At 63.3% G+C, this 15,203-nt stretch carries 14 protein-coding genes; 5 read left to right on the plus strand and 9 right to left on the minus strand.

From position 1 onward, the window contains the following. Positions 1-15 precede the first annotated feature (15 nt). A complete protein-coding gene (locus EJ066_RS26960) occupies positions 16-1,311 on the plus strand; it encodes a GGDEF domain-containing protein (RefSeq protein WP_126042971.1) in 1,296 nt (431 codons plus the stop codon). 27 nt (positions 1,312-1,338) lie between these two features. Here EJ066_RS26960 and EJ066_RS26965 read toward each other — a convergent pair whose 3' ends face one another. After that, positions 1,339-2,373 (minus strand): ribonuclease, encoded by a 1,035-nt coding sequence (locus EJ066_RS26965; RefSeq protein ID WP_126042972.1) that lies wholly within the window; start codon positions 2,371-2,373, stop codon positions 1,339-1,341. Between the two features lie 198 nt (positions 2,374-2,571). Between EJ066_RS26965 and EJ066_RS26970 the strand changes: the two genes are divergently transcribed. The 3 genes from EJ066_RS26970 (at position 2,572) to EJ066_RS26980 (ending at position 6,494) form a co-directional block, all read left to right on the plus strand. Next, entirely contained in the window at positions 2,572-3,507 is a 936-nt protein-coding gene (locus EJ066_RS26970; protein ID WP_126042973.1) for an alpha/beta hydrolase, read from the plus strand. Between the two features lie 165 nt (positions 3,508-3,672). Then, positions 3,673-4,848: a CaiB/BaiF CoA-transferase family protein gene (locus tag EJ066_RS26975; RefSeq protein WP_126042974.1), complete on the plus strand. Its 1,176-nt coding sequence runs from the start codon at positions 3,673-3,675 to the stop codon at positions 4,846-4,848. Beyond that, a complete protein-coding gene (locus tag EJ066_RS26980; RefSeq protein ID WP_126042975.1) occupies positions 4,845-6,494 on the plus strand; it encodes a thiamine pyrophosphate-binding protein in 1,650 nt (549 codons plus the stop codon). Before EJ066_RS26975 ends, EJ066_RS26980 begins: the two co-directional genes overlap by 4 nt. A gap of 36 nt (positions 6,495-6,530) precedes the next feature. Here EJ066_RS26980 and EJ066_RS26985 read toward each other — a convergent pair whose 3' ends face one another. The 5 genes from EJ066_RS26985 to EJ066_RS27010 form a co-directional block, all read right to left on the minus strand. Continuing rightward, positions 6,531-6,974 (minus strand): CHRD domain-containing protein, encoded by a 444-nt coding sequence (locus EJ066_RS26985; protein WP_126042976.1) that lies wholly within the window; start codon positions 6,972-6,974, stop codon positions 6,531-6,533. Positions 6,975-7,167: 193 nt separating this feature from the next. Continuing rightward, complete coding sequence (locus EJ066_RS26990; RefSeq protein WP_126042977.1) at positions 7,168-8,139, minus strand: ABC transporter substrate-binding protein; 972 nt, start codon at positions 8,137-8,139, stop codon at positions 7,168-7,170. An 80-nt stretch (positions 8,140-8,219) separates the two neighbouring features. Further along, complete coding sequence (locus tag EJ066_RS26995; RefSeq protein ID WP_126042978.1) at positions 8,220-9,374, minus strand: ABC transporter permease; 1,155 nt, start codon at positions 9,372-9,374, stop codon at positions 8,220-8,222. Beyond that, on the minus strand, positions 9,371-10,249 hold the full coding sequence (locus EJ066_RS27000) for an ABC transporter permease (protein ID WP_126042979.1): 879 nt from the start codon (positions 10,247-10,249) through the stop codon (positions 9,371-9,373). Before EJ066_RS27000 ends, EJ066_RS26995 begins: the two co-directional genes overlap by 4 nt. A 366-nt stretch (positions 10,250-10,615) precedes the next feature. Further along, positions 10,616-11,407 carry an ABC transporter ATP-binding protein gene (locus EJ066_RS27010; protein WP_126042981.1) on the minus strand — a complete coding sequence of 264 codons (792 nt, stop codon included), beginning with the start codon at positions 11,405-11,407 and terminating at the stop codon, positions 10,616-10,618. 146 nt (positions 11,408-11,553) lie between these two features. Between EJ066_RS27010 and EJ066_RS27015 the strand changes: the two genes are divergently transcribed. Next, positions 11,554-11,958: a cupin domain-containing protein gene (locus tag EJ066_RS27015; RefSeq protein WP_126042982.1), complete on the plus strand. Its 405-nt coding sequence runs from the start codon at positions 11,554-11,556 to the stop codon at positions 11,956-11,958. 35 nt (positions 11,959-11,993) lie between these two features. On the opposite strand, the gene EJ066_RS27020 is transcribed toward EJ066_RS27015, so the two are convergent. The 3 genes from EJ066_RS27020 to EJ066_RS27030 all read right to left on the minus strand — a co-directional run bounded on the left by EJ066_RS27020 (position 11,994) and on the right by EJ066_RS27030 (position 15,134). Further along, a complete protein-coding gene (locus EJ066_RS27020; RefSeq protein ID WP_126042983.1) occupies positions 11,994-12,362 on the minus strand; it encodes a hypothetical protein in 369 nt (122 codons plus the stop codon). 2 nt (positions 12,363-12,364) lie between these two features. Further along, positions 12,365-13,816, minus strand: coding sequence for a dihydropyrimidinase (gene hydA / locus EJ066_RS27025; RefSeq protein WP_126042984.1), 1,452 nt, complete (start codon positions 13,814-13,816; stop codon positions 12,365-12,367). Between the two features lie 67 nt (positions 13,817-13,883). Then, positions 13,884-15,134: a Zn-dependent hydrolase gene (locus EJ066_RS27030; protein ID WP_126042985.1), complete on the minus strand. Its 1,251-nt coding sequence runs from the start codon at positions 15,132-15,134 to the stop codon at positions 13,884-13,886. Positions 15,135-15,203: the final 69 nt, after the last annotated feature.

Raw genomic sequence — 15,203 nt, forward strand, 5'->3', positions numbered from 1 at the left:
CAGAGAGATCGGACCGTGCTGAACAGTTTCCTGCTCCTTGCCGAAGCGGTCCTCTATTTCGGCGTCATGGTCACGCTTTTCCGGTTCAGGGACCGCATCGGCCTCGGCGTGTTTGTCTGCGCGCTGGGCGTCATGCATTTTCTCGAAACCTACCTCGCCAGCGTCTTCTACGTCGCGCTGCCGTTCGGCATGGTTTCGCCAGGTTCCGCGGTGCTGTTTTCCGGCAAGCTGGTGATGCTCCTGCTGCTCTACGTCAAAGAGGACGCGGCAACCGTCCGCCAGCCGATCTATGGCCTGCTGCTCGGCAATGGCCTGATGATCGGGCTTGTGCTGGTCCTGCGCTTGCATGGAATCTCGCCGCTTCCCAATGGCAAGCTTCCCGACATCGGCTTCATCGACCAGATGGGCTGGCTGATGGTGTGGGGCACGACGCTGCTCTTCATCGACGCCATCCTGATCATCCTGCTTTACGAGAAGCTTGGGCGTTATCTTCGCAAGGCGCTGTTTTCTCGCATCCTGATCTCCGTCGCTTGCGTGCTCACTTTCGACCAGGCTGGATTTTTCACCGCGCTGCATTTCGTCGCCGGCGCGCCGATCGCGGTCTTCTTCGGCGGCTGGTTCGCCAAGATGGGCGCGGCACTTGCCTACAGCATCATGCTTGTCGCCTATATCAGATGGTTCGAGGCGCGGCAGATACCGGCGCCGCGCGGGCTGTCCGACATCTTCGACACGCTGACCTATCGCGAGCGCTATGAAGCGCTGGTCGAGCATGTCGGCCGCGACGGCCTCACCGGCCTGCTGCACAGGGGCCGTTTCGACAGCGACGGCGAAGCCGCCGTTGCCGCCAGCTTGCGGACGGCCAGGCCGCTCAGTCTCTTGATCATCGATGTCGACCACTTCAAATCGATCAACGACCGCTTCGGCCATGCCGAGGGCGACAAGGTACTGAAATCCATGGCAGCCCTGCTTGGCGAGATCGTCGGTCGCGAGGATCAGGTGTTCCGGATCGGCGGCGAGGAATTCGCCATCCTCTGCTCACGTCCTCATCCGGTCGCCAGGCTGCTGGGCGAAAGCATCAGACATGCGGTCAAGGCATCCGCGAGCACCAGCCGGTTCGACATCACCGTCAGCGCCGGCATCTCCACCGTCAGCGAGACGACCCGCTGCCTCGCCGATCTTTTCGCACTGGCCGACCAGCGTCTCTACAAGGCCAAATCGACCGGACGCGACCGCGTCGTCGGCGAACCGGGCGGCCACCAGGCCGACGGCCTCGCTGCACGGGCCAGACCGGATCGCGGCCTCGGCGGCTGACGCGAAGCGGCAGCCCGGTTCGGCTTGTTACTGGAATCCCACGGGATCGACGAGGCCTTTCGGACAGCCGGCATTGTTCGTCGGCACTGATGCAAACAACAGCTCACTGAGCGAACTGTTCGGCCCGATCGGGCCGGTCAGGCCGAGCGTCAACTCGCCGATCAGCCGCCTGCCGCTCGAACGGTCGTTCAAGCAGGAGACGCGGACCCGCTCACCGGCGCCGGCGCCGAAGGCGCTGTCGAAGGCGCCGCGGATCTGGTCCGACGTCAGATCCCGACCGGCGTTCTGGGTGAAAAGATCGCGCACCCGCGAAGCGTTCACCGCGCGCATCAGGTTCAGCGCATCGGAAAAATACTCTTGCTGGCTCTTGCCGTAGCAGGTGCCATGCTTGATCCACTCATGCTTTTCCAAGTCGGATGCGGTGCCCGGCATCACCTGATCGAGCTCCGACCGCGTTTTCGGATCGAGCTCGACCGCCGGCAGGTCCTGCCAGTGCGCCGGATTGTCGTTGGCCTTGTCGGCCGCTGCCACCTGGCAATAGAAATTTCCGTTCGGCTGCGGCCACAGCCCATGCAGGGTGAAATGCGTCGCGTCGAAACCGGCCGCGGTCTGCGCCTTGCATTCGGTCTTGCCGGGCTTGGTTTCGCAAAAGGCCGGCTGCCAGCTCAGCGCGAGGACATATTCGGGCTTTCCCGACACCGGCGCAGCAGACATGTCGCCTTCGGCCGGCACAGGCGCGGCCGGCGCGGGTGCTGCAGGCACCGTCGATGCGCTGCCACCCGAAACATGGCCGCAACCGGCCTTAACCCAGCGGCGCTCCGGATCGGCGCCGGGCACAAGGATCAGATAATGCGTGGGGGTGTCCTTGTTGCCGGCCAGCAGATCGTAGCTTTGTCCGGCACTGGTCGAGATATTGCCAGGGTTCCTGCCGCTCTTGATGGCCTGCGTGGCCGGACAGGTTGCGTCGGCCACAAAGGCGCCGCTCATCTTCACCTCGGCGCGAGCGGCACCCGTCAGCGACACAGCCAAAAACGCCAATCCGAAAGCAAGACCTGTCCGCATATGAATTCCCCGATTGAAAATGCTGCGACAGCAGACTGCCGCCCTCTCTCGGTATCAGGATTCTCCATGTCAGAATTGCGATACTGGGCGTCACGAAGCAAGAACGGTGCGGAAAACGACGCCATCGGATTGACGCAGGATAGGCGCCGGCACACAACGCTTGGCAGCCGTGGAAAGCGCGTTGGGAACGAACGAGAAATGTCATTCAGCCAGCAGCGCGTACTCCAATCGCCAACCGGCGCCGCACTCAACCTTTATGTGAAACGCGCCGAGGGCCGCCCGCGCGCCATTGTCCAGATCAATCACGGGCTGGCCGAGCATGCCGCGCGCTATGTCCGCTTCGCCACCTTTCTGGGTGAGCGCGGCTTCCATGTCTACGCCCATGACCATCGCGGCCATGGCGCAACCAGGGCGCCCGATGCCCCGCTCGGCAGGTTCGCTCAATCAGATGGCGGCGCCAAGGTCATCGCTGATGTCGCCGCCGTGCACGATCTGATCGCCAGCGACCATCCCGGCCTGCCGGTCATCGTCTTCGGTCATTCCATGGGCGGCCTCGTCGCGCTGAATTTCATGCTTCATCATTCGAACCGGCTGCACGCCGCCGCCATCTGGAACGCCAATTTTTCCGCCGGGCTCGCCGGTCGTGCCGCGCAAGCCATCCTTGCCTGGGAAAAATTCCGGCTGGGCTCCGACATGCCGTCGCGCATGCTGCCGAGGCTGACCTTCCAGGCCTGGGGCAAGGCCGTCCCCGATCACCGGACGCCGTTCGACTGGCTGTCGCGCGACGCCGCCGAAGTCGACAAATACATCGCCGACCCGCTCTGCGGCTGGGATGCCTCGGTGTCGATGTGGCGCGACCTGTTCGGTTTTGTCTTCGACGGTGCCGACGACACTAATTTTTCCTGCGTCCGCAAGACCCTTCCGATCTGCCTGGCCGGCGGCGAAAAGGACCCCGCCACCGATGGCGGCAAGGCAGTCAGCCATCTCGCCGGACGCCTGCACAGGATGGGCTTTTCGAATCTCGTTTCAAAGGTTTATGCCGAAACCCGCCACGAAAGCTTGAACGAGGTGAACCGGGATATCATCATGGATGATTTCGCCGCATGGGCCGACGGCACGCTGAAACCGGCATGACGAGGGTGGCCCATTGCAAGGGCCGTGACAGCAGCACGCGGGATTGCTAGTGCATGTCGCCCAGAGATGCCCTCGGTCTTGAACCTAGGTGCGCAAGCGGTTTTGGGATAACCACATGCACAAAAAGAGATCCAAGGCTCTGCTTTCGACCGATCACGGTGATCCATGACTGAGCCCCCGCTGAAAGGCATCCGCGTAATCGAACTCGCCCGTATCCTGGCCGGACCGTGGGCCGGGCAACTGCTTGCCGATCTCGGCGCCGACGTCATCAAGGTCGAGAGCCCGGACGGCGGCGACGACACCCGCAAATGGGGTCCGCCCTTCGTCATGAGCCATGACGGCGAAAATCTTTCGGCCGCCTATTACCATTCATGCAATCGCGGCAAGCGCTCCATATCAGTCGATTTCTCGACGCCCGAAGGCGCCGAGACGATCCGCCGGCTGGTCGCGACATCGGACGTGCTGATCGAGAACTTCAAACTCGGCGGCCTCAGGAAATATGGGCTCGACTATGACAGCTTGCGCAAGGTCAACCCGCGGCTGATCTATTGCTCGATCACCGGCTTCGGCCAGGACGGACCCTATGCGCCACGCGCCGGCTACGACTTCATCATCCAGGGCATGGCCGGCATGATGTCGATCACCGGCGAGGCTGGCCGCGAGCCGCAAAAGGCCGGCGTCGCCATCTCGGATATTTTCACCGGCCTCTATTCGGTTATCGCCATCCAGGCCGCACTTCGCCACGCCGAGAAGACCGGTGAAGGCCAGCATATCGACATGGCGCTCTACGACACCCAGATCTCAACGCTCGGCAACCAGAACCTCAACTATCTGGTCTCCGGCAAATCGCCGGTGCAGATGGGCAATGCGCATATGAACATCGCGCCCTACGAAGTGGTGCCGGTGAAGGACGGCCACGTCATCCTGGCCATCGGCAATGACGGCCAGTTCGCCAAATTCTGCGCGGCCGTCGGATTGGACGATTTGCCGTCGATCCCCGATTTCGCCACCAATCCCGCCCGGGTCGCCAACCGGACGAAGCTGCGCGAGCACATCATCGATGCCCTGAAAACCTTCGATCGCGATCCGCTGCTGGCCAAACTGGAGGCGGCAAGTGTGCCTGCCAGCCCGATCAATACGATCGGCCAGATGTTCGCCGACCCGCAGACGATCGCGCGCGGCATGCGGCTCGATCTCGACGATGGCCACGGCAATCTGTTGCCCTCGGTGCGCGCGCCGATGGTCATGTCCGGCACGCCGCTGGTCTATGAGCGCCCCTCGCCGCGTCTGGGCGAACACACCGAAGAAATCCTTGCCGAACTGGAGAGATCAGGAAAATGAAGACCGGCGGACAACTGATCGTCGATGCGCTCGAAGCCAACGGCACCGACCGTATCTATTGCGTGCCCGGGGAATCCTATCTTGCGGTGCTCGACGCGCTGCACGATTCGCCGATCCGCACCATCGTCTGCCGCCAGGAAGGCGGTGCGGCGATGATGGCCGACTGCCACGGCCGCCTGACCGGCAGGCCTGGCATCTGCTTCGTCACCCGCGGCCCCGGTGCCACCAACGCTTCGGCCGGCATCCACATCGCCATGCAGGATTCGGTTCCCGTCATCCTGTTCATCGGCCAGGTCGCCAGCCACGCCAAGGAGCGTGAGGCTTTTCAAGAAGTCGACTACGTCAGGTTCTTCGGTGACATCGCCAAATGGGTGGTCGAGATCGACGATGCTTCGCGCATCCCCGAATTCGTCACCCGCGCCTTCGCGGTGGCGACCTCCGGCCGACCCGGCCCGGTCGTCATCTCGCTGCCGGAAGACATGCTGACCAGCCTTGCCGAGGCACCCGAAGCCCGGCATTACACGCCGGTCGAAACGCGGCCTGGCGAGGCCGAGCTCGATGCGCTGGAAAAGCTGCTCGGCAAGGCAAAGCGCCCCTTTGTTATCCTCGGCGGCACGCGCTGGGATGCGCAGGCCGTCGCGCGGATGCGGACGATCGCCGAGGCCTGGTCGCTGCCGGTCGGCTGCTCCTTCCGCCGCCAGATGCTCTTCGATCATCTACATCCGAACTATGCCGGCGACGTCGGCATCGGCCTCAACCCAAAGCTGGCGACCGCGATCAAGCAGGCCGACCTCGTGCTGCTCGTCGGCGGCCGCATGGGCGAGATGCCGTCGTCTGACTACACGCTGCTGAAGAGCCCCTACCCTGACCAGACGCTGGTCCATGTCCATGCCGACGCCGGCGAGCTCGGCCGCGTCTACCGGCCGACGCTGGCGATCAACGCCTCGCCGTCCGCTTTCGTCGACGCCTTTGCCGGGCGCAAGCCGGCCGCCACGCCGGCATGGACGGATGAAACACCGAAGCTGCATGCGGCCTATCTCGACTGGTCGACGCCACCCGAAAGCGGTCCCGGCTCCGTCCAGATGGGGCCGATCATGAACTATCTCGAAACGATGCTGCCCGACGACGCCATCCTCACCAACGGCGCCGGCAATTACTCGACCTGGGTGCATCGCTTCCACCGTTTCCGCCGCTTTGCCACGCAGGCGGCGCCGACCTCCGGCTCGATGGGCTACGGCACGCCGGCGTCGGTCGCCGCCAAGGAATTGTTCCCCGAGCGCGAGGTGATCGCCTTTGCCGGCGACGGCTGCTTCCTGATGAACGGGCAGGAATTCGCCACCGCCGTGCAGTACGATCTGCCGATCATCGTCGTCGTCGTCAACAACGGCATCTACGGCACCATCCGCATGCATCAGGAGCGCGAATATCCCGGCCGCGTCGTCGCCACCGATCTGCGGAACCCCGACTTCGCGGCGCTAGCCCGCGCCTATGGCGGCCATGGCGAAACGGTCGAGAAGACGGCCGATTTCGCGCCGGCCTTCGAACGCGCGCGCGCCAGCGGCAAGCCGTCGATCGTCGAGATCAGGCTTGATCCCGAGGCCATCACGCCGACCCGGACGCTGACCCAGATAAGGGATAAGGCCTGACAAACAGGGCGGGTGCCCTCTTTGTCGAGATCTACGCTATTCGGCCTTCTCGATCTGCCCGCGGATTTCGCCGTCCTCGTGGGCGGCGGTGTGGATGTTGACGTAATATTTGCCGGCCATCAGGTTGGCGGCCTGCGCGTCGGTCAGCACCGCCGCCCCCTTGAACGGGCTTTTCGGAGCGCCCTTGAACGGGACGACGACGCCGGCATTTTCACCCTTTGCAGCCGGGCCGTGAATATGTCCGGCCGTCGCCGGCCCACTAAGGCCGGAATACGTCACGTTCCAGCTGAGCTGTTTCGTGGCGGTGTCGAAGCCGAGATCGGCCCTGCCTTTGCCCTCCGTGGTGACGGGCGGATTCTGCTGCGCGCCATCGAGCGTCGCCTTCATCTTCATCATATCGGCCAGGGCCGGTGAAGCGCACAGGAAGGAAGCCGAAACGGCCAGCGCCGAGAGCATCGGCGAGAAGGATTGGATGCGCATGGAAATCTCCGTTGTGGCGGTGACATCCGCTGAAGCTGGATGCACCGGCACAACGGTTGTGCGAGCGGATGTTTCCGCCGGGTAACGGCTATTTTACGTCCCAACAAAAAGGGCGGTCGCCCGCCCCTTTTTTCGATTTGCAGGCCCAGAGGCCCGGTTGATCGCGTCGATTTGATCGCCTTATTTGATGGCCCTATTTGATGGCCTTGTCGGTGATGGCGGTCGTGTAGGCGCCGCTCGGCTCCTTGGTGATGATCTTCTGGTCGAGCAGCGCCTTGGCGGTACGCGCGTAGGTCGCCGGATCGAGCTTGCCGTCGGCATTGTCGATCAGCTTGGCGACTTCGCCCATCATGCGCTTCTGGTGGTTCTCGTCCTGTCCGCCATTGTCCATGACGATGCCGGCCGCCTCGTCGGAATTGTCGACGGCATATTTCCAGCCCTTCATCGAGGCGCGCACGAAACGCACCATCTTGTCCTCGAAGGCCGGATCCTTGAGCTTGTCTTCCAAGGCATAGAGCCCGTCCTCGAGCAGGTCGTTGCCCATGGCCGAGTAGTTGAACACGATCAGCTCTTCCGGCTTGTAGCCGGCGTCGATGAGCTGCCAGTATTCGTTGTAGGTCATGACCGAGATGCAATCCGCCTGCTTCTGGATCAGCGGCTGCACGTCGAAACTCTGCTTCAGCACGGTGACGCCGTCCGGGCCACCCTCGGTCTTCAGGCCGAGCTTGTTCATCCAGGCGTAGAACGGATATTCGTTGCCGAAGAACCAGACGCCGAGCGTATGGCCCTTGAAGTCGGCCTCGGTCTTGACCGGGCCATCCTTCGGGCAGACCAGCTGCATGCCGGCCTTCTTGAACGGCTGTGCGATATTGACCAGCGGCACGCCCTTTTCGCGGGCAGCCAGCGCGCCGCCCATCCAGTCGACGATGACGTCGGCGCCGCCGCCGGCGATCACCTGCTCGGGCGCGATATCGGGGCCGCCCGGCTTGATCTCGACGTCGAGGCCCTCTTCCTCATAGAAACCCTTGTCCTTGGCAGCGTAGTAGCCGGCGAACTGGGCCTGCGTGACCCATTTCAGCTGCAGCGTCACCTTGTCCGCGGCCATCGCCTCGAACGCGGCAAGCGACATTGCGCCGGCCAGCATCGAAATAACGAGTCTTTTCATGCTTTTACCCTCTGGAGTTAAGTGTTCACCCTTTAGGACCAGGCGTTATCGATACTCCTGATTCCAAACCCGCCACCGCCCTATCCACCACGGACGGAGGGATGCCAAAACGTGACTGCTCTCTCGAAAAGAGCGACCACGCCATAAAAGACCGAACCCGCAAGTGCTGCAACTGCGATTTCGGCCCACACCATATCGATGTTCATCCGCCCGACTTCGGTCGAAATCCGAAATCCCATGCCGACCACCGGCGTGCCGAAGAACTCCGCGACGATGGCGCCGATCAGCGCCAGCGTCGAATTGATCTTCAGCGCGTTGAAGATGAAGGGTGCCGCTGCCGGCAACCTGAGCTTGAACAGCGTCTGCCAGTAACTCGACGCATAGGTGCGCATCAGGTCGCGCTCCATATGACCGGAGGCGGCGAGCCCGGCGACCGTGTTCACCAGCATCGGGAAGAAGGTCATGATGATGACGACCGCCGCCTTCGACTGCCAGTCGAAGCCGAACCACATGACCATGATCGGCGCCACGCCGATGATCGGCAGCGCCGACACCATGTTGCCGATCGGCAGCAGTCCGCGGCGCAGGAACGGCACGCGATCAGCCGCGATTGCCGCGAGGAAGCCGGCACCGCTGCCGACGATGTAGCCGAAGATCACCGCCTTGAAGATGGTCTGCCGCACGTCGGCGGCCAGCACCGGCAGCGAATTGGCGATGCGCGCTCCGATTGCACTTGGTGGCGGCAGCAGGATGAAGGGGATGCCGGCGCCGCGCGTCACCGCCTCCCAGATGATCAGGATCCAGGCGCCGAAGATGGCCGGGATGATCAGCCTCGAAGCGGTCGCCACCCAGCGCGAAACAGGGTGCGTCGCCGACAGCACGCTGACGCAACGCCAGGCGAGCAGCCAGGCTGCCGCGAGCAGCAGAAAGAACGGCGCCAGCGCCGTGCCTTCGAAACCATTTATGCCGCTGATCAACAGCCAGGCGATCCAATGCGCGCCGACGAACAGCACCACGGCTTCGATGACTGGCGGTATCCTGGTCATCGAGACCAGAGCGGTGACGACAAGCAAGCCGAACATCAGCCCTTTCGTGCCGAGATAGGGATACTCGACGCTTGACGCGGGTTGCGCCAGTGCGGCTGCCTCCGGCGCCGACATGGCGCCAAGCACAGCCGCGATCATGCAGAGCACGATTGCAGTTACCGCTTGCCAGGACGGCTTCAGCCAATTCATGCCGGCCTCCCGCCCATGGCGCGGTCGACGAGGCGCCCGGCAATGCCGACCACCATCACCAGCAACGCCGCCACCACCGAGCCGGCGACCAGCGCCGACCAGATGTCGATGGTCTGGCTGTAATAGGCGCCGGCGAGCAGCTTGGCGCCAATGCCGGCGACGGCGCCGGTCGGCAGTTCGCCGACAATGGCGCCGACGAGGCTGGCGGCGACCGCCACCTTCATCGAGGTGAACAGGAACGGCACCGAAGCCGGCACGCGCAATTTCCAGAAGGTCTGCGAAGGGCTGGCATTGTAGGTGTGCATCAGGTCGAGATGGGTGAGTTCCGGCGAACGCAGCCCCTTGACCATGCCGACGGCCACCGGGAAGAACGACAGATAGGTCGAGATCAGCGCTTTCGGGATCAGCCCGGTGACGCCGATCGCCGCCAGCACGACGATGATCATCGGCGCCACCGCCAGGATCGGAATGGTCTGCGAGGCGATGATCCATGGCATCAGGCTGCGGTCGAGCGTCGCGACATGCACGATGCCGACGGCAATGACGATGCCGAGTGCGGTGCCGAAAGCGAAGCCGAGCAGTGTCGAGGACAGCGTCACCCAGGCATTGTAGACGAGGCTGCGGCTCGAGGTGACGCTGCGCAGAAACGTGTTTTCGAAGAAATTCGCTGCCACCTGATGCGGCGCCGGCAGCGTCGGCTTCGGCTGCGACAGCGTTTTGCCGATGAATTCCACAACGCCCGGGGTCTCATTGGCACGGCGGTCGAGATCGCGCTGGAACGGCGCGTTGAGGATGACAGCGAAGACGTACCAGACGATCACCACGCCCGCGAGGATCGAGGTCACCGGAACGATCTTGTCGCGAAAGGAGTCCATCAGCGGCCCTCGCGAGGTTGGCCCCCTCCTCTCCCCAACGGGGAGAGGGTGGCCAGAGCGAAGCGGAGGTCGGGGGACTTCGGCGGCAACGACGTTACCCTGCCGCGCCCTCTCTTCGTCATCCTAGGGCGAAGCAAGGAGCGAAGCGACGCGGCGCAGACCCTAGGATCCATTCCGTTACCTCCAAGCATTACGGCGGTGCGGAGCATGGCTCCCTCCACCTCGCCCTGCCTGGCGTATACCCTCAACCGCTTGCGCCCTTCGGCCGATGTCAAGGCATGGATCCTAGGGTCTGCGCACGCCGCTTCGCGGGTGCTTCGCCCTAGGATGACGAAAGCGCGGTTGGCCGCTCGCACATGAGCCCCCTCAATCATCATAGCTGTGCCCTGCCCTGAGGCCGTCGCGGACGCGTGCCGCGATCGCCAGGAACTCCGGCGTCTCTCGGATGTCGAGCGGCCGCTGTTTGGGCAGCGTCGATTCGATGACGTCGCTGACGCGGCCCGGACGCGGCGACATGACGACGATGCGCGTCGACAGATAGACCGCCTCGGGAATGGAATGGGTGACGAAGCAGATGGTCTTGTTGGTCCGTTTCCAGAGTTCCAAAAGCTGTTCGTTGAGATGGTCGCGCACGATCTCGTCCAGCGCTCCGAACGGCTCGTCCATCAACAGAAGATCGGCGTCGAAGGCCAGCGCCCGCGCGATCGAGGCGCGCTGCTGCATGCCGCCGGAAAGCTGCCAGGGATATTTCTTCTCGAAGCCCGACAGGTTGACGAGGTCGAGCGTGCGCTTGATCCGCTCCGCCTGCTCCGCCCTGGACAGGCCCATGATCTCCAGCGGCAGCGCCACATTGCGATCGATCGTGCGCCAAGGGTAAAGCGCCGCTGCCTGGAAGACATAGCCATAGGCGCGGTTTTCGCGCGCCTGCTCCGGCGTCACACCATTGACGGAGATGGTTCCAGAGGTCGGCTTCTCCAGGTCGGCGATGACCCGCAGCAAGGTCGTCTTGCCGCAGCCGGACGGCCCGATGAACGATACGAATTCGCCCTTGCCGATGGTCAGATCGACATTCGACAGTGCCTGCACCGGACCGTCACTGGTCTGGAAGGTCAGGCCAAGCTTGCTTGCCGAAACGACGGCTGGCGATGCTCCCGTCATCGGCCGCTGCGTGCCTTCTCGTGCCGCTGCCGTGCCGGCCGGAATCCGGTTGATCTTTCCTCGATGTTGCTTTCCACTCGCCCCGTCCTATCCGACTGAGAGTTCCTATCCGACTGAGAGTTCCCACTCGATCGAGAGTTGTCCCGATGCCGCCCAAACCCACTTGCCATCTTATCCGCCCTGAAAGCTCTTATGAAGGCAAGCAGGGACTGAGTTATTTCGCCGGCATCGCCGCCGAGACGGTCGGCTCTTCCGGCATCTGCATGCATCTGCTCACCATGCCGCCCGGCGCCCGCGCCAAGGCGCACATGCATGAAAGCCATGAAACGGCGATCTATGTGCTCTCCGGCGAAGTCCATACCTGGTATGGCGACCGGCTTGAACAGCAGATCGTGGTCAAGGCCGGCGACCTCTTCTACATTCCCGCCGGCGTGCCGCATCTGCCGGCCAATCTGAGCGACGGCCCGGCCTCGGCGGTCATCGCCCGCACCGACCCCAACGAACAGGAAAGCGTCGTCCTGCTGCCGGAACTGGATGTGCTGGTCGCCTGAGGTCGGCATCGACGCAGAGGCCGTCATCGGCACCGTCACGAACATGATTTCAATGGCCCTATTTCTTCAAGGCCGGGAATGGTCACGAAGAAACCGTCCGCTCCCTTGTTGGTGACCTTGACGGTCTCGGTCGTCGTTCCTTCCTCGCCTTCAGCGAAACAAGTCGAACTCAAAGACTGCGTGCCAGGCGCCGCGACCAGTTGCTGCGCGAACCGGCAGCCGCTGCCATAGGTTTCGACGCCATCGGCGGTCAGCACGACATAGGCATCGCTGTCCTGATAACCGATCCGTACACCGGCACAACCGACGTCATTGCCATAGGAACCGGCAAGGACCTCAGCCGCTGCCGGACCGGTGGTAATGCTCGCCACAACCAGTGAGACGATCACTGCCGGGTTAGCCAAGCTCAAACCCCGGTCGCCGGAATGCCCGTGCGTTCCACCTTGCGCGGTGCGGTAATGTCCTTCCAGGTTGACAGCGCCCGGTTGACCGCCGCATTCGGCTCGCGCCCGACGAACTCACCATGGCCGGGCTTCGCCTTGACATCGTTTTCCTGGATCGACAGTTCGCCGCGCGAGAAGACGAAGCGCGGCAGGCCGGTCACCTCGAAGCCTTCGAAGACGTTGTAGTCGATCACCGACTGCTGCTTCTTGGCCGTGATCTTCTTCTTGCGCTTCGGATCCCAGACCAGGATGTCGGCGTCCGCCCCTTCGACAATGGCGCCCTTCTTCGGATACATATTGAGGATCTTCGCGATGTTGGTCGATGTCACCGCGACGAATTCGTTCATCGTCAGCCGGCCGGTGTTGACGCCCGTCGTCCACAGCACCGGCAAGCGGTCCTCGAGCCCGCCGGTGCCGTTCGGGATCTTGGTGAAGTCGCCGACGCCGTTGCGCTTTTGGCTGGTGGTGAAGGCGCAGTGGTCGGTCGCTACCACTTGCAGCGATCCGGCCTGCAAGCCGGCCCACAGCGAATCCTGGTGCAGCTTGTTGCGGAAGGGCGGGCTCATCACGCGGCGCGCCGCATGGTCCCAGTCCTTGTTGAAATATTCGCTCTCATCGAGGGTCAGGTGCTGGACCAGCGGTTCGCCGAAGACACGCATGCCTTTCTGCCGCGCCCGGCGGATGGCTTCGTGCGCTTGCTCGCAGGAGACATGCACGACATAGAGCGGCACGCCGGCCATGTCGGCGATCATGATGGCGCGGTTGGTCGCCTCGCCTTCGACTTCCGGCGGGCGCGAATAGGCGTGCCCTTCGGGGCCATTATTGCCCGCGGCCAGCAGCTTTTGCGACAGTCCGGCAACCACGTCGCCGTTCTCGGCATGGACCAGCGGCAGCGCGCCGAGATCGGCGCAGCGCTGGAACGACGCATACATCTCGTCGTCGTCGACCATCAGCGCGCCCTTGTAGGCCATGAAATGCTTGAACGAGGTGATGCCCTTGTCGACGACGGTGGCCATCTCGTCGAACACCTGCTTGCCCCACCAGGTGATCGCCATGTGGAAGGAATAATCGCAGGACGCCTTCGATGTCTTGTTGTCCCACATCTGCAAGGCTTCGAGCAGTGACTGCTGCGGCGACGGCAGGCAGAAATCGACCACCATCGTCGTGCCGCCGGCAAGGGCGGCGCGCGTGCCGCTCTCGAAATCATCGGCCGAATAGGTGCCCATGAACGGCATTTCGAGATGGGTGTGCGGGTCGACGCCGCCGGGCATCACATAGCAGCCAGTGGCGTCGAACTCATGGTCGCCATGCAGATTGGAACCAATGGCAACGATCTTGCCGTGCTGCATCAGCACGTCGGCCTTCCACGTGCGGTCGGCGGTGACGATGGTGCCGTTCCTGATGACTTTGGTCATTTTCTTGTTCCCTTGTTCTTATCGCGCTTCTGGCGAGCGGCGTCTGCGAGGTCGCGGTCTTATTCCATCATTCGACGATCACCGCCGTGTCGACCACGGCATGGAACAGCACGTCGGCACCGGCCGCCGCCCACTCCTTGGAGATTTCCTCGGCCTCGTTATGCGACAGTCCATCGACGCAGGGGCACATCACCATGGCGGTTGGCGCGACGCGGTTGATCCAGCAGGCGTCATGACCGGCGCCGGAGACGATGTTGCGGTGCGTATATCCCAAGCGCTCTGCCGCATCCCGCACCGCCTTGACGCAGCCGGGGTCGAAGGTCACCGGGTCGAAATGGCCGACCTGCTCGATTGCGTATTTGATGTCGAGCGCGTCGCAGACCGTGTCGATGCCTTCGCGGACGCGGCCGTCCATCGCATCGAGCACTTCCTTCTCCGGCGAGCGGATGTCGATGGTGAAAACGGTGCGCCCGGCGATGATGTTGCGCGAATTGGGATAGACCTCCATGTGGCCGACCGCGCCGACGGCGTCGGGCTGATAGTCCATGGCGATCTCGTGCACCAGCTCGATCACCCGCGCCATGCCGAGCCCGGCATTGCGGCGCTTCGGCATCGGCGTCGAGCCGGTATGCGCCTCCTTGCCGGTCAGCGTCACCTGCAGCCATTTCAGCCCTTGGCCGTGGGTGACGACACCGATGTCGATGCCCTCGTCCTCGAGGATCGGCCCTTGCTCGATATGCAATTCGAAGAAGGCGTGGATTCGGCGCGCGCCGACCTTCTCGGTGCCCTTCCAGCCGATGCGTTCGAGCTCCTCGCCGAATTTCTTGCCGTCCTTGTCGACATGGGAATAGACGTCGGCCTGGTCGAGCACGCCGGCGAAGACGCCCGACGCCATCATCGCCGGCGCAAAGCGCGCGCCCTCCTCGTTGGTCCAGTTGGTGACGACGATCGGATGTTTGGTCTTGATGCCGAGGTCGTTGAGCGAGCGCACAACCTCCAGTCCGCCGAGCACGCCGAGAACGCCGTCATACTTGCCGCCGGTCGGCTGGGTGTCGAGATGGCTGCCGACATAGACCGGCGGCAGATCGGGCTCGGTGCCCTCGCGGCGGGCAAACATCGTGCCCATCTCGTCGACGCCCATTTCGAGCCCGGCCGCGTCGCACCAGCGCTTGAACAGATGCCGCCCCTCACCGTCTTCGTCGGTCACAGTCTGGCGATTGTTGCCGCCGGCGACGCCGGGGCCGATCTTCGCCATCTCCATTATCGAATCCCACAAACGGTCTGAATTGATTCGCAGATTCTCGCCGGGAGCGGCCATTCAAGTTCCTCTCATTTATTCACATATTGGGCGACGGTTCCCGTCGCCGCCCTATACGTTGTGGAGTAT

The organism is Mesorhizobium sp. M9A.F.Ca.ET.002.03.1.2 (assembly GCF_003952365.1).
Taxonomy (GTDB): Bacteria; Pseudomonadota; Alphaproteobacteria; order Rhizobiales; family Rhizobiaceae; genus Mesorhizobium.